General features: G+C 70.6%; 15 protein-coding genes and 1 riboswitch. Of the genes, 10 read left to right on the forward strand and 5 right to left on the reverse strand.

Going from position 1 to position 18153, the window contains the following annotated elements; all coding sequences use genetic code 11:
* Window positions 1-134: 134 nt before the first annotated feature.
* Window positions 135-271: riboswitch (TPP riboswitch) on the forward strand.
* Window positions 272-420: 149 nt separating this feature from the next.
* The 7 genes from thiC (at window position 421) to AC07PR_RS19140 (ending at window position 7272) form a co-directional block, all read left to right on the forward strand.
* On the forward strand, window positions 421-2367 hold the full coding sequence (thiC, locus tag AC07PR_RS19110) for a phosphomethylpyrimidine synthase ThiC (protein ID WP_495136204.1): 1947 nt from the start codon (window positions 421-423) through the stop codon (window positions 2365-2367).
* A 5-nt stretch (window positions 2368-2372) separates the two neighbouring features.
* Window positions 2373-3485 (forward strand): FAD-dependent oxidoreductase, encoded by a 1113-nt coding sequence (locus AC07PR_RS19115; protein WP_495136205.1) that lies wholly within the window; start codon window positions 2373-2375, stop codon window positions 3483-3485.
* Window positions 3482-3700 (forward strand): sulfur carrier protein ThiS, encoded by a 219-nt coding sequence (thiS, locus tag AC07PR_RS19120; protein ID WP_483107925.1) that lies wholly within the window; start codon window positions 3482-3484, stop codon window positions 3698-3700. Before AC07PR_RS19115 ends, thiS begins: the two co-directional genes overlap by 4 nt.
* Window position 3701: 1 nt before the next feature.
* On the forward strand, window positions 3702-4583 hold the full coding sequence (locus tag AC07PR_RS19125) for a thiazole synthase (RefSeq protein ID WP_495136206.1): 882 nt from the start codon (window positions 3702-3704) through the stop codon (window positions 4581-4583).
* Entirely contained in the window at window positions 4580-6304 is a 1725-nt protein-coding gene (locus tag AC07PR_RS19130; RefSeq protein ID WP_495136207.1) for a bifunctional hydroxymethylpyrimidine kinase/phosphomethylpyrimidine kinase, read from the forward strand. The genes AC07PR_RS19125 and AC07PR_RS19130 overlap by 4 nt, the downstream gene beginning before the upstream one ends.
* A 144-nt stretch (window positions 6305-6448) precedes the next feature.
* The gene (locus AC07PR_RS19135; protein WP_495136208.1) at window positions 6449-6934 is read left to right on the forward strand and encodes an AbrB/MazE/SpoVT family DNA-binding domain-containing protein; all 486 of its coding nucleotides are present in this window, start codon (window positions 6449-6451) and stop codon (window positions 6932-6934) included.
* Window positions 6928-7272, forward strand: coding sequence for a type II toxin-antitoxin system ChpB family toxin (locus AC07PR_RS19140; RefSeq protein ID WP_495136209.1), 345 nt, complete (start codon window positions 6928-6930; stop codon window positions 7270-7272). The genes AC07PR_RS19135 and AC07PR_RS19140 overlap by 7 nt, the downstream gene beginning before the upstream one ends.
* A gap of 370 nt (window positions 7273-7642) precedes the next feature.
* Here AC07PR_RS19140 and AC07PR_RS19145 read toward each other — a convergent pair whose 3' ends face one another.
* Together AC07PR_RS19145 and AC07PR_RS19150 are read right to left on the reverse strand one after the other, a co-directional pair.
* Complete coding sequence (locus AC07PR_RS19145; RefSeq protein ID WP_495136210.1) at window positions 7643-9700, reverse strand: alkaline phosphatase; 2058 nt, start codon at window positions 9698-9700, stop codon at window positions 7643-7645.
* Entirely contained in the window at window positions 9697-10239 is a 543-nt protein-coding gene (locus AC07PR_RS19150; protein ID WP_495136211.1) for a hypothetical protein, read from the reverse strand. Before AC07PR_RS19150 ends, AC07PR_RS19145 begins: the two co-directional genes overlap by 4 nt.
* Before the next feature lie 110 nt (window positions 10240-10349).
* On the opposite strand from AC07PR_RS19150, the gene AC07PR_RS19155 reads away from it, so the two are divergent.
* On the forward strand, window positions 10350-11000 hold the full coding sequence (locus AC07PR_RS19155) for a class I SAM-dependent methyltransferase (RefSeq protein WP_495136212.1): 651 nt from the start codon (window positions 10350-10352) through the stop codon (window positions 10998-11000).
* Between the two features lie 148 nt (window positions 11001-11148).
* Here AC07PR_RS19155 and AC07PR_RS19160 read toward each other — a convergent pair whose 3' ends face one another.
* Window positions 11149-11514, reverse strand: a complete 366-nt coding sequence (locus AC07PR_RS19160; RefSeq protein ID WP_377159881.1) for a PspC domain-containing protein — start codon at window positions 11512-11514, stop codon at window positions 11149-11151.
* Between the two features lie 184 nt (window positions 11515-11698).
* Here AC07PR_RS19160 and AC07PR_RS19165 point away from each other — a divergent pair, with 184 nt between their 5' ends.
* Both AC07PR_RS19165 and AC07PR_RS19170 read left to right on the forward strand, forming a co-directional pair.
* The gene (locus AC07PR_RS19165) at window positions 11699-12403 is read left to right on the forward strand and encodes an alpha/beta hydrolase (protein ID WP_495136213.1); all 705 of its coding nucleotides are present in this window, start codon (window positions 11699-11701) and stop codon (window positions 12401-12403) included.
* A gap of 67 nt (window positions 12404-12470) precedes the next feature.
* Window positions 12471-15740, forward strand: a complete 3270-nt coding sequence (locus AC07PR_RS19170; protein ID WP_495136214.1) for a S9 family peptidase — start codon at window positions 12471-12473, stop codon at window positions 15738-15740.
* 3 nt (window positions 15741-15743) lie between these two features.
* Here AC07PR_RS19170 and AC07PR_RS19175 read toward each other — a convergent pair whose 3' ends face one another.
* Both AC07PR_RS19175 and AC07PR_RS19180 read right to left on the reverse strand, forming a co-directional pair.
* Window positions 15744-16847 (reverse strand): M48 family metallopeptidase, encoded by a 1104-nt coding sequence (locus tag AC07PR_RS19175; protein ID WP_495136215.1) that lies wholly within the window; start codon window positions 16845-16847, stop codon window positions 15744-15746.
* Window positions 16848-16863: 16 nt separating this feature from the next.
* A complete protein-coding gene (locus AC07PR_RS19180) occupies window positions 16864-18129 on the reverse strand; it encodes a YjgN family protein (protein ID WP_495136216.1) in 1266 nt (421 codons plus the stop codon).
* Window positions 18130-18153: the final 24 nt, after the last annotated feature.

The following is an 18153-nucleotide window of genomic DNA, read 5'->3' on the forward strand; positions in this document are numbered from 1 at the left end:
AGTCACCTGGGTGGATCCCCCTCGGTGTTTCCCCGGAATCAGGATGTAACAGCGGCCTGGAAGCCCCATGGCGTCGGGGTTCCGTCGAGGAATTCACATCCGCGCCGCGCCGCGCGCGACCGGACCTATACTGCGCGCCTGCTCCGGGGAGCCCTGGGTCGACGACGCGTTTCGCGCATCGCCGGCACGGGCTGAGACATGGCGATGAAGCCGTGGACCCGCTGAACTTGATCCGGTTCGTACCGGCGTAAGAAGAGCCCGCCCTTCCAGGCGCACCTCGGCGAATCGCGAGCCCCCCAGGCCCGCACCAACGCCCAGCGGTCCCGCACCGCGCCCGTGCGCCCCGCCCAGGAAGGGGTCTGTTCCGAACGTCCGAACGTCCCCGTCAGTCCAGCCTCCGGCGCCCAACCGGAGACCCTGATGCCCGACTCGACGCCTGACCTGCAGCAAGACCTGCCCCCGGCCGCCGCCGCCTTCCACGACCGCCTCGCCGCCAGCCGCGCGCCGCTGCCCGCGTCGACCAAGACGCACGAGCCCGGCGTGTTGCATCCGCAACTGCGCGTGCCGCTGCGCGAGATCGCGTTGACCAACGGCGAACGGCTGACGGTGTACGACACCTCGGGCCCGTACACCGATCCCGCCGTCGAGACCGACGTGCGCCGCGGCCTGCCGACGACACGCGCCGCGTGGGTCGAGTCGCGCGGGGACACCGAGCCCTACACCGGCCGCGCCATCCAGCTCTTCGACGACGGCCTGCGCGAGGCCGCGCAGCAGCAGGCGCTGCGCGCGCAGAGCGCCGCGCTGACGCGTCCGCCGCGCCGGGCGAAGTCCGGCGCCAACGTGACGCAGATGCACTACGCGCGACGCGGCATCGTCACCGCCGAGATGGAATACGTCGCCATCCGCGAGAACGGCCGCCGCGCCTGGATGCACGAGTACCTGTCCGACACCGAGCGCGAGCAGCGCCTGCGCGGCCAGGGCCTGGGCGCGCAGATCCCCGGGATCATCACGCCCGAGTTCGTCCGCGACGAGGTCGCCCGCGGCCGCGCCATCATCCCGGCCAACATCAACCACCCGGAAGTCGAGCCGATGGCCATCGGCCGCAACTTCCTGGTCAAGGTCAACGCCAACATCGGCAACTCGGCCGTGAGCTCGGGCATCGAGGAAGAGGTCGAGAAGCTCGTGTGGGCGACGCGCTGGGGCGCGGACACGGTGATGGACCTGTCCACCGGCCGCAACATCCACACGACGCGCGACTGGATCCTGCGCAACAGCCCCGTGCCCATCGGCACCGTGCCGATCTACCAGGCGCTGGAGAAGGTCGGCGGCGTGGCCGAGGACCTGACCTGGGCGCTGTTCCGCGACACGCTGGTCGAGCAGGCCGAACAGGGCGTCGACTACTTCACCATCCACGCCGGCGTGCGCCTGCCCTTCGTGCCGATGACGGTCAAGCGCCGCACCGGCATCGTGTCGCGCGGCGGCTCGATCCTGGCGAAGTGGTGCATCGCGCATCACCGCGAGAACTTCCTGTACACGCACTTCGAGGAGATCTGCGAGATCATGAAGGCGTACGACGTCAGCTTCTCGCTGGGCGACGGGCTGCGGCCGGGATCGCTGGCGGACGCCAACGACGAGGCCCAGTTCGCCGAACTGCGCACGCTGGGCGAGCTGACCAAGGTCGCGTGGAAGCACGACGTGCAGACCATGATCGAAGGCCCCGGACACGTGCCGATGCACATGATCCAGGCCAACATGACCGAGCAGCTCAAGCACTGCGACGAGGCGCCGTTCTACACGCTGGGCCCGTTGACCACGGACATCGCGCCGGGCTACGACCACATCACCAGCGGCATCGGCGCCGCGATGATCGGCTGGTTCGGCTGCGCGATGCTCTGCTACGTGACGCCCAAGGAGCACCTGGGCCTGCCCGACCGCGACGACGTCAAGCAGGGCCTGATGGCCTACAAGATCGCGGCGCACGCGGCCGACATCGCCAAGGGCCATCCGGCGGCCCGGGCGCGCGACGACGCGCTGTCCAAGGCGCGCTTCGAGTTCCGCTGGGAGGACCAGTTCAACCTCGGCCTCGACCCCGAGACGGCGCGCGAGTTCCACGACGAGACGCTGCCCAAGGACAGCGCGAAGGTGGCGCACTTCTGCTCGATGTGCGGACCGAAGTTCTGCTCGATGAAGATCACGCAGGACGTGCGGGAGTACAGCGCGCAGCTGGCGGCGAACGGCGAGGCCGACGGCCATGGCGGCCATGGCGGCGCTGCGGCGGATGCCGAGGCGCAAGCCGGCATGCGGGAGAAGAGCGCCGAGTTCCTCGCCGGCGGCGGCGAGCTCTACATCCCGATCCGCCAGGCCTGAGCGCGATGGCCGCGATCGCCATCGCCGGCGCGGGGCTCGCCGGACGGCTGCTGGCGTGGACGCTCGCGCGGGCCGGACATCGCGTCGAGGTCTTCGACGCGTCGCCCGGTCCCGGGCCTGCGTTCGACGCGCACGGCGCGGCCGCGTTCAGCGCCGCCGGCATGCTGAGTCCGCTCGCCGAGCAGGAACAGGGCGGCGCCGAGATCGCCGCCCTGGGCTGGCGCTCGCTGGCGCTGTGGCCGGGCATCGTCGCGGCGCTGTCGCGATCGGAGTCCTGCTCGGGCTCGGGCTCGGGCTCTAGCTCTGGCTCTGGCTCGAGCTCGAGTTCAGCGTCGAAGCCGGTGCCGCTGCGCATCGACGGCAGCCTGCTGCTGTCGCATCGCGCGGACCTCGGTGCGGCCCAGCGCGCGCTGATGCGCATGCCGGGCGCGGAACCGCTCGATGCGGACGCACTGCGCGCACATGAGCCGATGCTCGCGCCGGGCCTGCGGGGATGGCTGCTGCCGCGCGAGGGCCTGATCGCGCCGATACCCGCGATGGCCGCGCTGCACGACGGCGCGACAGGCGCGCACTGGCATTGGGGGCGGGCGGTCGACCAGGTGTTGCCCGGCGAGCTGCACTTCGCCGACGGCGGGCGCTGGCGCGGCGACTGGGCGATCGATGCGCGCGGACTCGGCGCACGGCCGCCGCTGCCGCTGCGCGGCGTGCGCGGCGAGATCATCACGCTCTCGCTGCCCGCTCACGGTCTGCGCCGGCCCGTCCGGCTGCTGCATCCGCGGCATCGCGTCTATCTCGTGCCGCGCTCCGACGAGGAGCTCGTCGTCGGCGCCAGCGAGATCGAGAGCGAGGACCGCAGTCCCGTCTCGCTGCGCTCCGCCGTCGAGCTGATGGCGGCGGCGCAGAGCGTGCTGCCGGTGTTGTCGGAGGCACGCATCGTGCGACTCGATCGGCATCTCCGGCCGGCGCTGCCGGACAACCTGCCCTTCACCCATCACGAGCCCGGCCTGCTGCGGCTCAACGGCCTGTACCGCCACGGCTGGCTGCTCGCGCCGGCGCTGGTCGAGCGGCTGCTCGACGACGCCGGACTGGCCGCCCCTCTCCTGGAGATCTCCCCATGACCACCCCGCCCCCGATCACCGTGCGGCTCGACGACCGCGCCGTGGCGATGCCCGCCGGCGCGACGCTGGCGCAGTTGCTCGAACTCGAACGACGCGAGGCCGACGCCGTGGCCACCGCGCTGAACGGCCGCTTCGTCGCCCGCGACGCGCGCGCAGGCACGGCGCTCAACGACGGCGACGTCGTGCTCTTCTTCCAACCGATCGTCGGAGGTTGACATGCTGCTCACCACCGTTGCGCAGTCCACCGATCCGCAATCCATCGATCCAGGAGTGCCCCATCCGTCACCGCCGCATCTTCAAACGGACGATCCGCTGCTGATCGACGGCGTCGCGCTCGACAGCCGCTTCTTCCTCGGCACGGCCGGTTACCCCAGCCCCGCGACGCTGTGCGACGCGATCCGCGCGTCCGGCTCGCAGCTGCTGACGGTCGGCCTCAAGCGCACGCTGCAGGCGGGCGACAACGGCGCGCTGGCGCAGGCCCTCGCGGTCGGGCGCGAGCAGAGCGCGCGGCTGCTGCCCAACACCGCGGGTTGCCGCAGCGCGCGTGAGGCGGTGCAGCTCGCCCACATGGCGCGCGAGCTCTACGGCACGGCCTGGATCAAGCTCGAGGTCATCGGCGACGACCACACGCTGCAGCCCGATCCGTTCGAGCTGGTCGCCGCGGCGACCGAACTCGTGCGCGAGGGCTTCGTCGTCTTTCCCTACTGCACGGAGGACCTGATCCTCGGCCGGCGCTTGCTGGATGCCGGCTGTCCGCTGCTGATGCCGTGGGGAGCGCCGATCGGATCAGGCCAGGGACTGCTGAACCTGCACGGACTGCGCACGCTGCGCGAGCGCCTGCCCGACACCGCGCTGGTGATCGACGCGGGCCTGGGCGCCCCGTCGCAGGCCGCGCGCGCGATGGAGCTGGGCTTCGACGCGGTGCTGCTGAACAGCGCGGTGGCGCAGGCCGCCGATCCGGTGGCGATGGCCGGCGCGTTCGCCGACGCCGTGCGCGCGGGTCGGCAAGCCTTCCGCGCGGGCCTGATGGCGCCGCAGGCCTTCGCGGTTGCGAGCACGCCGGTCGGCGGCCATGCCTTCCTGCTGGGGGACGCATGAACGGGCAGAACGAACACGGCGATCGGCGCGAGTCCGCCGCGATGGCCCGCCCGTCGCCGGCCGTGCCGCATCCGAGCCTGCCGGGACCTTGGGCCGCGACGATCGATCCGGACCTGCTGACCCTGACGCCGTGGACCGACGATCCGACGCCGCCGGTCATCTGGAGCGTCGCCGGCACCGACAGCGGCGGCGGCGCGGGCTTGAGCGCCGACACGCGCGCGGCGGCGGCGATGGGCGTTCATCTCTGCCCCGTCGTCGCGGCCGTCACGGCGCAGCACTCGCAAGGCGTGAACGCGGTGTTCCCGCTTCCCGCCAGCCAGGTGCGAGCGCAGTTGAGCGCCCTGCGCCAGGACCTGCCGCCGCGCGTCGTCAAGACCGGCCTGCTCGCGAGCGCGGCGACGGTGGACGCCTTGCTGGCGCAGATCGGCGAGGCCCCGTTGGTCGTCGATCCGGTGCTCGGCGCGAGCGCGGGCGGCGCGGCGTTCTGCGACGACGACCTGCTCGGCGCCTATCGCCATCAACTGGTCCCGCGCGCGGCGCTGATCACGCCGAACCGGCGCGAGGCGGAACGGCTGCTCGGCGTCGCGACGGGCCAGCTGCCGGTGCCGGAACTGGCCGCGATGCTGCGCGGTATGGGCGCGCAGGCGGTCTGCATCACTGGCGGCGACGATGCGGCGCAGGTCGACGGGCTCTCGATGGACTGGCTGGACAGTCCGCTGGCGACGGGATGGATCGCCTTGCCGCGCCTGTCCGGCCGCAACGGCGGACCGCCGCACCACCACGGCAGCGGCTGCACCTTCGCGACCGCGGCGGCCGCCGCGCTGGCGCGCGGCTTCGCCGTGCCCGACGCGGTGATCCTCGCGAAGATGCTCACCTGGAGCGCCTTGCGCGACGGCCACGCGGCGGGCGCGGGCGCGGGACCGCTGCGCCCGGACCGACGCTTCGTGGACGATCCCCGCGCGATGCCCGTGATGGGCTTCGACGACGAGACGACAGCCGATCGCGCGACGCTGACGCGCTGGCGCGAGGTGATGTGGCCGGCGTCGCGCCGTCCGGCGCCCTTCGCCACCGGTCTGTACGCGATCACGGACCGAGCGGAACGCGTGGCGGCGCTGGCGCTCAGCGGCCAGTTCGAGCATGTGCAGCTGCGCATCAAGCGGGGCCCGTCGACCGATGACGAGGCGCTGCGCTCGGCGATCCGCGAGGCGGTGCGCGACATGGCGGGCCGGTCGGCGAGCTTGTGGATCAACGACCACTGGCGGCTGGCGCTGGACGAAGGCGCGCGGGCGCTGCACCTCGGCCAGGAGGACTGGGCGGGAATGGGCGGCGAGGACCGCGACGATCTTCAGCAGCGCCGCACGCGGCACGGCGTGCGGCTGGGCCTGTCGAGCCACAGCCTGTGGGAGCTCGCCCGCGCGCGCGGCGTGGCGCCGGACTACATCGCCTGCGGCCCGCTGTGGCCGACGACGACCAAGGACATGCCGTGGCTGCCGCAAGGGCTGGCGCAGTTGCGCTGGTGGGCGCGCATGGCGGGCGTACCGGTGGTCGGCATCGGCGGCGTGCTGGAGGAGCGCCAGTGGCGCGCGGGCCTGGCCGCCGGCGCGGCGGCCATGTGCCTGGTGCGGGCGGCGGAGGAGATGGTGGCGAAGGGGCGCTTGTCGTCACCTGCTTCTGAGTCATCGACGCGCGGCGCAAGCTCTTCGCGCAGGACGACGACCTGATCCGCATCCTGCAGAGCGAGTTGGAGAACCGGCTGGCGCTGGTGCGGGCGTTGGGTGGTGGATGGCGGCGATCGCCGCTCGATCCACGCGCCGCAAACGGGGCAGTGTTGCCAAGGTTTCCCGGTATGAGAAATGCGAGGAGGGATGTCGCTCCTGCGTCTCGCCATTTGGAGTGCCCCCCTTGGCGCGATTTCCAACTGCCGGTCTCGGGTGCAGGATCTGGGCTCGTTCGATGCACGCCGGGCGGCCCACATCGTCATCTCCTTCCACTGCCTCGGAAGGATCGCCCGGCGTTGCAACGAACGTACAACTTTGTTTTACGTCAACGGCATCGCCCTTCTAGAATCCGACCCAGGCTGCAATGGAAGGGAGGCGCTCATGGAAGTGGTGTTGAAGAAAATGGGAAACAGTACCGCGTTGATCCTCCCGCCGACCGTGCTCCGCAACCTGGGTCTGACCGCGGGTCATGCCCTGACGCTGGAGACCACGTCCGACCGTCGCATCGTCCTGACCCCGAAACGCAAGTACACGCTGGCCGAGATGATTGCCCAGTGCGATCTCTCCGCAGCGCCACCGGCGGACATGGCGGACTGGGATCGCATGAAGCCGGAAGGCGGTGAAGCGTGGTGAGGAAAGTTTTTGACCGAGGCGATATCGTCGCGGTGCCTCTCGATCCCGCGCTGGGATTCGAACAGCGCGGGATGCGCCCCGCCCTGGTCCTGACGACCAAGGAGTTCAACGCGCTCGGAGACGTCCTGGTGGCGCCCATCACTCAGGGAGGCGACTTCGCTCGTCATGCTGGCTTCGCCGTGACCTTGACCGGCACAGGATGCAAGACGCAGGGCGCGGCGCTGGTCAACAAGATCCGGATGCTGGACCTCAACGCGCGCAAGGCGCGACGCATCGAGCAGGTGCCCATGGAGGTCATCGACGATGCGCTGGCGCGGCTGTCGGGACTGTTGCAGTGACCTCGACAGCGACGTGCAGACGGCCGGGCCAGGCCGCTCGCGCTCATTGCCAGCGTGCCACTCGGGCCCGCAGCGACGGGGTCGGATCGTTTGCCCGCCTCAGCGCGTCGGTGATCAGGGCGCGCGTCGCCAGCGGCAGGGCCAGCTTCTGATAACCCAGCCGAACACCGGCATGTGGGCCCGGAGATCGGACAACGGATCGACCACGAAAGCGGCAAAAAAAAGGACAAGTTCATTTGTCGGAACTTGTCCCTTCAGGTTCGCCGCCTCGCAGATTTCGTCGCGGTTGTCTGCGAGTGACGCAGTGTCGAGTTGCGCAGGACAGGGGCTTACGGGCCCCGCCATTGAAGTCGCTGCCGGGCGATGACGATCACTGCTTGGTGAGCTTCGCCGGCCGCTTCGCGCCGGTTGCATCCGCCGGCGCCGTCGCGCCCTTCACCGCCGCCTGCGCGAGCTTGAAGAACACGTCCGTATTGTCGATGACGCCGGTGAACGCCAACGCCCCCGGGCCGAAGGCCGACAGCGGGATGTCCGTCGCGGTGTGCACCGCCTGCTCGCCGGGCACCTGGCCCGTGACCAGGAACTCGCCCGTCGCGTCGTCGCGCTCGGCGGCGTTGGCCGGGTACCACTTCAGCGGCTCGGACTTGGCCAGCGGCTGCTGCGAATCCCGCAGCGGCGTCGCGTTGGTGCGCCAGTCTTCGTAGCGGTCCGCGTTCGCGCCGTATCCCACCAGCAGGCGGTAGTCGATGTCGGTCGCTTCCGGATAACCGTCGGCGGCGATGCGGTAACGCGGGAAGCCCGCCTTCTCGTACACGCCGACGACCTTGTCGCGCAGGTTGGCCGCACCCTTCTTCGTCGCCGCGTCCAGCAGCGCCTGGTCGGTCAGCATCGAGCCGCCGATCAGCGCCGCGCCCGAGCATTCGTGATCCGCCGTCACGATGACCAGCGTGTCGCCGTTCTCGCGCGCGAAATCCTGCGCGACCTGCACGGCACGGTCGAACTCGATCGTGTCGAGCATCCAGCGCTCGCTGTCCATGTTGTGCGCCTGCTTGTCGATCGAGGCGCCCTCGATCATCAGCACGAAGCCCTTGGACTGCTTCTTCAGCGTCGCGATCGCGGCCTTGGCCATCTCGTCGAGCATCGGCTGGTCGGGGAAACCGTAGTCGTCGACGACGCTGCCGCCCGCCAGGCCCTTCTTCGCGCCGCGGCGGCCGTCGATCTTGTCCAGCGCCACGTTCATGTTGGAGAACGCGAACAGGCCCAGCAGCTTGTCTGCACCCGCGCCGGCCGTGGCGGCCTCGAGCTCGGTCTTCGTCGGCGCGTAGCGGTAGCCGGCGGTCTGGAACTCCTGGATCAGGTCGCGGCCCTTGTCCTTCGCGCCCGGCGCGGCGCCCCAGCGCTTGACGATCTCCGACGTGTGCGGGTCGGTCGACGAGAACGCGTAGTCGTTGCCCTCGGCGCGCTCCGAGCCCGCCGTGCCCGCGGGCAGGAACCACTTGCGGCCGCCGCCCAGCAGCACCGTCAGGCCGGTGCGCGAGCGGTCGTCGAAGAACTGGTCGACGATGCCGGTGCCCGCGCCGCGGTTGCTCGTGTGCACTGCGTTGCCAGCCGGTGTCGCGTCGAACACGTCGGCCGTCGTCACGATGCCCAGCGCCTTGCCCTGCGTGCGATGCAGGTACTCCGACAGGTATTCGATGCGCGGGTTGTCGAAGGGCTCGACGGTGTCGTCGGGGAACACGCCTTCTTCATTGTTGTTGTTCTTGTTGCCCGAGACGTAGGACGTCATGCCCGGCGACGAGTCCGTCACCACCGAGTTCAGCGACGCCGTCTTGACCATGCCGGTCGCCGGGAAGGTGTCCATCGCCAGCGGGTTGATCACCTTGCCCTGCGCGTAGCCGCCCTTGACGATGCGGGCCGCGGTGCGTTGCGCGGCGCCCATGCCGTCGCCCAGCAGGATGATGATGTTCTTGACCTTCGGGCCCATCGCCGCGGTGAAGGGCACCACGTCGAAATTGCCGGTGGCGGCGACCTTCTGACCGTCGGACTGGGTGGCCTCGACGCTGAACTCATGGCGGCCGGCCTTCTCCAGGCTCACCGCGCGGATCGTCGCGATCGCGGTCTCGGCGCTCACGCCCTTCACGCAGCCGGTGGCGCAGTCGCGCAACGCGACCGTCGCGTCGACAGGCTTCCCATCGATCACGAAGCGCGCGGCGGTGATGCGCTGGCCGGCGTCCGGCTTGATCGTGGCCTGCAGGTCGAAGCGCTGACCGGGCAGGAAGCGCGCGATGACCGGCTCCGGCTGGCCGCTGGAGAAGCGCTCGCTCGGCGGCGTCAGGCGGGTGACGGTCGGAGCCGCCACGGCGTTGTTCGCGGCGCTCAGCGCCAGCAACGCGCAAGCGCCGGCGAGCAGGGAAGGCAGATGTTTCATCGTTGGGAGCTCGAGTCGGGGGAATCGGAAAGGGCGTCGGTCGGCAGTTGCAGGCGGATCCAGGAGACGCGGCCCGTCTCGTCCTCGACGCGGCCGATCGACAGCGTGCCGGTGAGCGTCACCAGTCCGTTGCGATGGGCGACGAGGCGGTCCCGCTGGGCCGGATCGAGCAGCACGGTGACCGTGGCCGCGGGCAGGTCATCCGCCTCGCCGTCGGCGTGTTCGCTCATGCGCACCGGGCGCGGCGTGAGCCAGAAGCGGCCCGGCTTGGCCTGCTCCTGCGCGACCATGTAGCCGACCAGTCGCACGGGGCGGCCATCGGCAGCGCGCAGCTGGTCGGAGAGCTCCAGGCCCGCCGGCCCGATCGGCGACTTGAAGAACTGAGCGAACTTCAGATCGGCCACCGCATCAGCGGGGGCGGGCCCGGCGTGTGCCCCGGACACGGAGAGGGGCAGAAGGGCGACCGCGGCGCACAGCGCGGCGATCGAGCGGGCGGCACGGCGGGCAAGCCGCGTACCTGTGGTGAGTTGGACGCACATAGGGACGCGATTCTTTCGGTCCCGCATGACGGTTCCGTGACGCTCCGTTTTTCTTGCTTGACACCGCGGGTCGCACGCCGCGAAGCTGGCCCGCCAGCACAAGGGAGTCCATGAACACGCCAGACCCTCGGCCCGGGCTTCAGGCCCTGAACGCGCTGTACGCGCGCCGTGCGCCGGTCTATGACTACGAGCTGATGCCGGTGGCGCCGCTGCGGCGCGAGGCGATCGCGCTGCTCGGCCTGCAACCGGGGCAGACCGTGCTCGACGTCGGCGCGGGCACGGGGCTGAGCCTGCCCGGCCTCAACCGCGCCGTCGGACGCACCGGCCGCGTCGTGGCCGTCGAGCCCTGCGAGACGATGATGCGCCAGGCGCGGCAGCGCGCGCGGGTCGATCACCTCGATGCATCGATCGACTTCCTGCCGGCCACCGCGGAGGACGCGGACTACGCGTCAGTGCTCGGCAAGCGCCGCGCGGACGCGGCGCTCTTCTTCTTCACGCACGATGTGCTGCAGAGCGAGGAAGGCCTGGAGCGCGCCTTCTCGGCGCTCAAGCCCGGTGCTCGCATCGTGGCGGCGGGACTCGCCTGGGCGCCGCCGTGGATGCCGGTGAGCAACCTGTTCGTGCTTGGTGCGGCGATGCACTCGATCGTGCGCATGGACGGACTGGAGTGCCCATGGAAGCTGCTCGAGTCCCGGATGAAGAACGCGGAGGTCGAGCGCCGCTGGCTCGCCTCCGCGTATGTGTTGACCGGCTCGGTCTAGCCCTCACGGCCTCACGGGGTTCTCGGTCGCGAAACCGTCGAAGGACGGTGGTGGTTGGGGACGGCGAGGCGTGAGGTTTCGGAGCTTGACTCCGGGGCCTCATGCCTCGGCGGCCAACGCCCCACCCTCCGCAGGCAGGCGGTCTCCCTCAATCCTCCAGCGGCACAAAGATCCACAGCAGCAGGTACAGCAGTACCCCGCCGCCCGCGCAGGTCGTGAGCGCCACGAACACGATCCGCCAGAACCACGCCGCCAGTCCGCTCAGCCGGGCAAGCCCGCCGCACACGCCGCCGATCCAGCGGTCGTCGCGGCTGCGGCGGAAGGTGTTGATCGCGTTCACCACCGGCGCGCCGCTGCTGCCGCCGTGCGGCGTGGCGTAAGCATAGGACGTCGAGCTCGACGACCGGGCGCTGGCGTTCAGCACGCGCTCCTTGGCCTTGGCGAACTCCTCGTCGCTGAGGATGCCGCGTTGATGCAGATCGGCCAGGCGGCTGAGTTCTTCGCTGTCGGACATGGTGGGCTCCTTTCCCGGAGAGTCGTGCATCGGAAGATGCGATGGGTTGAAGACTACGCATCGGCCCGGCCCGCCGCGAGGCGTGTGCGACCGGCTGCATCTGGGCGCGATGCGGAGCGGATGAGGCGCGACAGGGCGTTTCCACCCAGGCCCGGCGCCGCGCGGCGGACTAGCATTCCCGTCCATGAACCTCGAAACCATCGAACTGCAGACCCGCGAGGCGCCCCGTTTCAGCCTGCTGGTGCTGCACGGCCTGGGCGCCGACGGCAACGACTTCGTGCCCGTGGTCCAGGCCCTGGACCTGTCGCCGGTGCTGGCGCTGGGCGGCCTGCGCGTCGTGCTGCCGAGCGCGCCCGAGATCCCCGTCACCATCAACGGCGGCATGCGCATGCGCGCCTGGTACGACATCCGCCACGGCGACCTCAGCCAGCGCGAGGACGCCGACGGCCTGCGCGTGTCGCAGCGCCTGATCGAGGACCTGATCGCGCGCGAGGAAAGCGAGTTCGGCATCCCGCCGGAGCGCGTTGTGTTGATGGGTTTCTCGCAGGGCTGCGCGATGACGCTGATGACCGGGCTGCGGTATCCGAAACGGCTGGCGGGGCTCGTCGGCCTGTCCGGCTATCTGCCCGTGCTGGGCACGACCGAAGCCGAACGGAACGCCGCCAACGCGGACACGCCGATCTTCCTGGCGCACGGCAGCAACGACGGCGTCGTCGTGCCGGCCCGCGCGCACGCGTCGCTGGCCGAGCTGCGCCGGCTCGGCCACGACGTCGAGTGGCACGAGTACCCGATGGCCCACGAGGTCAGCATGGACGAGATCCAGGACCTGCAGGCCTGGCTCGTGAAGATGCTGACCGCCGCGGGCGCCGCGGACTCAGCCGGCGGCTGATCCGCGGCTCCTGTCCCTCGGCTCCCACCGCCTGTCCGCCCACTTCCTCGACTTCTTCTTCCGCCCCATGTCCAACCGGTCCCTCCTGTCCTCGCTCCCCGCGCTGTCGTTCGCCCTGCTGCCGTTGGCACCGCTCGCACCGTTGTCCGCGGCCACCCCACCGCAGTCCGCCACGCCGGTCGCCGCGGCGGCGGCTTCGGTGGCGCAGCCCATCGCCGCCAGGCTGCCGATCACGCACGACGTCTACGCCACCTGGCGCAGCATCCAGCACACGCAGCTGAGCCGCGACGGGCAGTGGATCGCTTACGCGCTGGTCGCGCAGGAGGCCGATGGCGAACTCGTCGTGCGCCACGTCGCCGACGGCCGCGAGTACCGCGCGCCGCGCGGGACCTCGCCGCAGTTCAGCGCCGACGGGCGATTCGTCGCCTTCGCCGTGCAGCCGACGCGGATCGAGCTCGACAAGGCCAAGAAGGACAAGAAGAAGGGCGACGACGCCCCCAAGGCCGGCGCGGCCTGGATGGACCTGAGCACCGGCAAGGTCGAGACCGTCGACCGCGTGAAGCGCTTCGCCTGGGGCAAGGACGGCGGCCAGCACCTGGCGTTGTTGCTGGAGGCGCCGGCGAAGAAGGAAGGCTCGAAGGACGCCAAGGCGGCGCCGGCCAAGGTCGACGCCGAGATGGATGACGGGATCGATGCCGGCATCGATGCCGATCTCGACGCGAATCCGCGCGATCAGGAAGCGCCCGCCGAGGGCGGCGCGCCATCCGCCAAGAAGGTCCCCGGCAACGACCTGCTGCTGATCGACGCGGAGACGAAGCAGCGCAACACCTTCAAGGACGCGTCGGACTTCGCCTGGAACAACGGCGGAACGCTGCTGGCCTACGTCGTGTCCGTCAAGGAACCGGCGAAGAAGGACGCGTCCAAGCCGGGCGCGCCCGCTGTGCCGGCAGCGTCGGCATCGAGCGCCCCAGGCGTCCCCGGCGCATCCACCGTATCGGACGTTCCGCCTGCGGTCGTCGCCGAGGCAAGACCTGCCCCCGATGACACGGCCCGCGAGGGCGTCTACCTGATCGACCCGGCCGCGCCGACGCAGGCGCGCGCGGTGATGTCGGGCGCCGGCAGCTACAAGCAGCTGCGCTTCGACGAGGCCGGCCGCCGCCTGGCGTTCGTCAGCAGCCGCGATCACGTCGCCGAGACCAAGGCCGCGGAGAAGGCGAAGCGGGCCGACGACAAGGAGGAGAAGAAGGACGAGAAGAAGGACGAGAAGGCCGACAAGCCCGATCCCACGCCGTTCAAGCTCTTCCTGTGGAAGGCCGGCCAGGAGCGCGCCGCGGTGCTGGTCAGCGCGCAGACCGCCGGCATGCCCGCCGGCTGGACACCGAGCGAGCACGCCGCGCTCGCCTTCAGCAAGGACGGCCAGCGCCTGTTCCTCGGCACCGCCGAGCTCCCCGCGCCCGAGGCCAAGGATGCGCCCGAGCCGATGAAGGTCGACCTCTGGCACTGGAAGGATCCGGAGCTGCAGTCGGCGCAGAAGGCCAAGGCCGAGCGGGAGCGCACGCGCAGCTACCGCGCGGTCGTGCACCTGGGCAACGACGTCGACGCGGCGCGCTTCGTGCAGCTCGCGACGAAGGACCTGCCCACGATCCAGGTCAACGAGAACGCCACCGTCGCGCTCGGCCTGAGCGAACTGCCGTATCGCCAGCTGATGTCGTGGGAAGGTGCCTACATGGACGCCTATGCCGTCGACCTGAACACCGGTGCGGCCCGGCCGCTGGCGCGCAAGCTGCGCCATGCGCCGACGCTGTCGCCGGCCGGCCGCTACGTGCTGGGCTTCGACGCGCCGGCCGCGCGCTGGATGGCTTGGCGCACCGACACCGCCGCCGCCATCGACCTGACCGGCAAGATCAAGTCGCGCTTCGACAACGACGACCGCGACGTGCCCGACCTGCCCTCCCCCTACGGCAGCGCCGGCTGGACCGCGGATGACGACAGCGTCGTCGTCTACGACAAGTTCGACCTCTGGGCCGTGCAGCCGGCCACCGGCCAGTCCCGCAACCTCACGCAGGGCTGGGGCCGCAAGCAGCAGCTGCAGTTGCGCGTCGTGCCGCTCGATCCCGAGGACGCCGACAAGAAACCCCTGCCCGCGGATGCACTGACGCTGGCGGGAACGCAGGACATCACGCGCGCCAGCGGCTACTACCGCGTCGACGCGACCGGTGGTGTGCCGAAAGCGCTGATCCAGGACGACCGCATGATCGGCGGCCTGATCAAGGCCAAGGACGCGGACCGCATCGTCTTCACGCAGCAGAGCTTCACGCAGTTCCCGGACCTGTGGACCTCGACGCTCGCGTTCCAGCAGCCGCAGAAGATCAGCGACGCCAACCCGCAGCAGTCGCGCTACGCATGGGGCACGCAGGAGCTGATCGAGTACACCGCCGCCGACGGCAAGAAGCTGCGCGCGCTGCTGGCCAAGCCGGCCGACTTCGACCCGAAGAAGCAGTACCCGATGATGGTCTACATCTACGAGAAGATGACCGACAACCGGTACCGCTACATCCCGCCGGCGCCGGCGCAGAACATCAACGTCACGCGCTACGTCAGCAACGGCTACCTGGTGCTGCGTCCGGACATCGTCTACACGACCGGGCAGCCCGGCAAGAGTGCGATGAACACGGTGCTGCCGGCGATCCGCCAGCAGATCGCCAAGGGCTACGTCGATCCCAAGCGCGTCGGCATCCAGGGACACAGCTGGGGCGCATACCAGATCAACTACCTGATCACGCACACGAACCAGTTCCGCGCGGCGGAGGCCGGCGCGTCGATGGCCAACATGATCAGCGGCTACGGCGGCATCCGTTGGGGCGCGGGCATCAGTCGCGCGTTCCAGTACGAGCACGGTCAGAGCCGCATCGGCGCCACGCCCTGGGAGCGTCCGGACCTGTACCTGGAGAACTCGCCGATCTTCCGTGTCGACAAGGTCACCACGCCCTACCTGACGATCCACAACGACGAGGATGACGCGGTGCCCTGGTACCAGGGCATCGAGTTCTTCACCGCGCTGCGCCGCCTGGGCAAGGAGGCGTACTGGTTCAACTACAACGGCGAGAAGCACGGCCTGCGCGACCGCGACAACATGAAGCACTTCACCGTGCACATGGCCGAGTTCTTCGATCACTACCTGCTCGGCAGTCCGCGGCCCACGTGGATGGACCAGCCGGTGCCCTACCTCGAACGCGGCAAGCGCGACGTGATGGGCCAGTTCAAACCGGCGACGCCGCCGGCGGAGACCGCCGTGGCCAAGGGCCAGGAATCGTCAACCTCCACGAGCGCCAAGTAGGTCTCAGCGCGGCGGTTCCGCGTTCTGCGCCGCGCGCCGGGCGCTCTCGATGCGCTCGCCGATCGGCGGGTGTATCGACAGCCATGCCGTGCCGCTGTCGACGCGGCCGTCCCGCCGCATCTGCTCCAGCACCTTGAGCCACGCGCCGACCAGCGTCTCGTTGGGCAGGTGTTCCCGCAGGATCAGGCGCTGCGCCTCGGCGTCGGATTCGCGCTCCGCGTCGCGCGAGTAGCGCAGCGTCTGCGCCGAGGCCAGCGTGCCCGCCGCGACCGATGAGAAGTCGCCCATCACCACGCCCGCCACCGACAGCAGCCCGGCGCCCTGCACCAGGTGGCGCATCGCGTGGCGGTGCTTCACATGGCCGGCCTCGTGGCCGAGCACGGCGATCAGCTCGTCCTCGCTCAGCAATTCCGCCAGACCGTCGAAGACGAAGAGGGTGCCGTTGGGCAGCGCCATCGCATTGAAGCCGGGGCGGTCGCCCTGGCGCGCGAAGCGGACGTCCAGGGCCACGCCCGGGAACACGCGTCCGGCGATGTCGGCGAAGCGCGCGCGGATCGCCTGCTGGCGTTGCGCCGGCAGTTGGGACGGCTTCAGCCAGGTGGCCGCGAGCTGCTCCTCGACCCGCTTGCCGACCGCGCCGTCGAGCTGCGTCGGAATCAGCGGCAGCGCGGCACGCGCCAGCAGCCCCACGCCCTGGCGGTCGAACCACACGACCAGCGCGATCAGCGCCACCAGCGCGCACGCGGCCAGGCTCCAGCTGCCGATGACCAGCGACATCAGCGACTGGCCGCCGAGTACCCGTCCCATCGCGCTGTCCGCGGGGAGCCAGACCGTGCCGCCGTCCGGCAGGCCGACCGGCGTCGGGCGGCCGCGCCACCATTCGCCGACCTGCAGCGCCTTGCGGGCGTAGCGGCGCAGGCCGGGCATCGACGGCCGCGACGCGGCCAGCTCCGCCTCCGACGGCGGCGTCGACGACGAGCTTTGCGGGCGCGGCGGCCACGGCATGAATTCGAAGTGATTGCGGCTCAGGCGCACGCGCACCTCGTGCGGCCGGTTCCCGGCGCCGTCGAACCAGCGGGCGGTGGCGGTGAGGGTCTGCGGTTTCATGGCGGGTCCTGCGCGCTCACCAGCCGATGTCCAGGCCGAAGGCCTCGGCGGCGCCGTCGCCGATCGCGCCGCGACCGCGACCGCGACGCTGTGGGGCCGTCACGACGAGTTCACCGATCGGGGTATCGGACAGCACGACCAGGCCCTCGATGCGCATCTTGGCGATCCGCACGGCCAGGAAGGGCCAGTACAGGCCCAGCGTCAGCAGCGTCAGCAGGCCGTGGGTCAGCAGCGTCTTGAACAGCGCGAATTCTGAGATCGCGTAGGCGAATCCGATGCCGCCCGACAGGTGCGTGCGGGTCCAGGTGAGGTGCTGAAGCCGCGCGACGTAGACCGGCCAGGCGAAGGTCCAGACCACGGCCAGCGCCATCAGCGGCAGGGCGGTACTCACCGGCCCTTCTTCCGCGCCCGGTACCAGCTTCAAGGCGGCGGACACGCCGAAGCCGAGCAGCGCGGCCACGACGCCGCCGACGATCAGCGCCAACCCCAGACGCACGTACAGACCGTAGAACGCGTCGACGGACAGCTGGAAGTCGAAGGCGAGCGTGCCGTAGCGGGCATGGCGATGCTGGAAGCGCTTGAGCCGGCCATGCGCGAGCGGCAGCAGCAGGAACAGCGCCAATGCGGCCAGCCCGTCGACGAGCGGATTCGAGCCCCAGCCCGCGACCAACGACGCCAGCGTCCACGCCACCAGCAGCGGCAGGCAGGACGCATAGACGGTGACGGCGTTTGCCTGGAACCCGAAGCGCAGGCCGCGCCAGCTGGTGTTGCCCAGCTTGAAGCGCTGGGCGCCCGCGAACAGCATCGGTCCGGCCGCGTAGAGCCCCGCCAGCATGGCGAAGCCCGCCACCGCGGACCAGTCGAATGCGTGGCCGTAGGCGATCAGCAGGATCAGCGCGATCACGCGTCCGGCGAGGATGCGGCGCGGGTCGCCGTGGAAGTCGAAGGGTTCACCCGCCAGCAGCGTGTGCCGCGCGAACCAGCGGGCCTTGCGGCGCTTCGCCCAGGCGGAATAGACGCCGAGCGTCGCCAGCGTCAGCAGCGCGTTGACGATCCAGACGCGGAAGTAGTCGCCGCCGGTGCCGGTGAACTCGAGCCGCTGCGCATGACGCTGGGCGGCGGGGGCGTCCGGCGCGGACGCGGCGCCCGACGACCGGCCGACCGGCCGCGCAGGCGCGGGCGCAGGCGACACCGAGCCCGGCCCGCGCGCAGGCGCGGACGTGGCTGGTGCCGCCGGCGGCGCCTTCGGCACCAGCGTCAGCTCGGTCGTGCTTTCGATCAATCCCTCTACTCCCGGGCTCTGGCG

Source organism: Roseateles sp. GW821-FHT09H11 (genome assembly GCF_059415845.1).

Coding starts and splice junctions, on each gene's coding strand:
- thiC (WP_495136204.1), top strand. CDS start 421: ATGCCCGACTCGACGCCTGACCTGCAGCAAGACCTGCCCCCGGCCGCC.
- AC07PR_RS19115 (WP_495136205.1), top strand. CDS start 2,373: ATGGCCGCGATCGCCATCGCCGGCGCGGGGCTCGCCGGACGGCTGCTG.
- thiS (WP_483107925.1), top strand. CDS start 3,482: ATGACCACCCCGCCCCCGATCACCGTGCGGCTCGACGACCGCGCCGTG.
- AC07PR_RS19125 (WP_495136206.1), top strand. CDS start 3,702: ATGCTGCTCACCACCGTTGCGCAGTCCACCGATCCGCAATCCATCGAT.
- AC07PR_RS19130 (WP_495136207.1), top strand. CDS start 4,580: ATGAACGGGCAGAACGAACACGGCGATCGGCGCGAGTCCGCCGCGATG.
- AC07PR_RS19135 (WP_495136208.1), top strand. CDS start 6,449: ATGTCGCTCCTGCGTCTCGCCATTTGGAGTGCCCCCCTTGGCGCGATT.
- AC07PR_RS19145 (WP_495136210.1), bottom strand. CDS start 9,700: ATGAAACATCTGCCTTCCCTGCTCGCCGGCGCTTGCGCGTTGCTGGCG.
- AC07PR_RS19150 (WP_495136211.1), bottom strand. CDS start 10,239: ATGTGCGTCCAACTCACCACAGGTACGCGGCTTGCCCGCCGTGCCGCC.
- AC07PR_RS19155 (WP_495136212.1), top strand. CDS start 10,350: ATGAACACGCCAGACCCTCGGCCCGGGCTTCAGGCCCTGAACGCGCTG.
- AC07PR_RS19160 (WP_377159881.1), bottom strand. CDS start 11,514: ATGTCCGACAGCGAAGAACTCAGCCGCCTGGCCGATCTGCATCAACGC.
- AC07PR_RS19165 (WP_495136213.1), top strand. CDS start 11,699: ATGAACCTCGAAACCATCGAACTGCAGACCCGCGAGGCGCCCCGTTTC.
- AC07PR_RS19170 (WP_495136214.1), top strand. CDS start 12,471: ATGTCCAACCGGTCCCTCCTGTCCTCGCTCCCCGCGCTGTCGTTCGCC.
- AC07PR_RS19175 (WP_495136215.1), bottom strand. CDS start 16,847: ATGAAACCGCAGACCCTCACCGCCACCGCCCGCTGGTTCGACGGCGCC.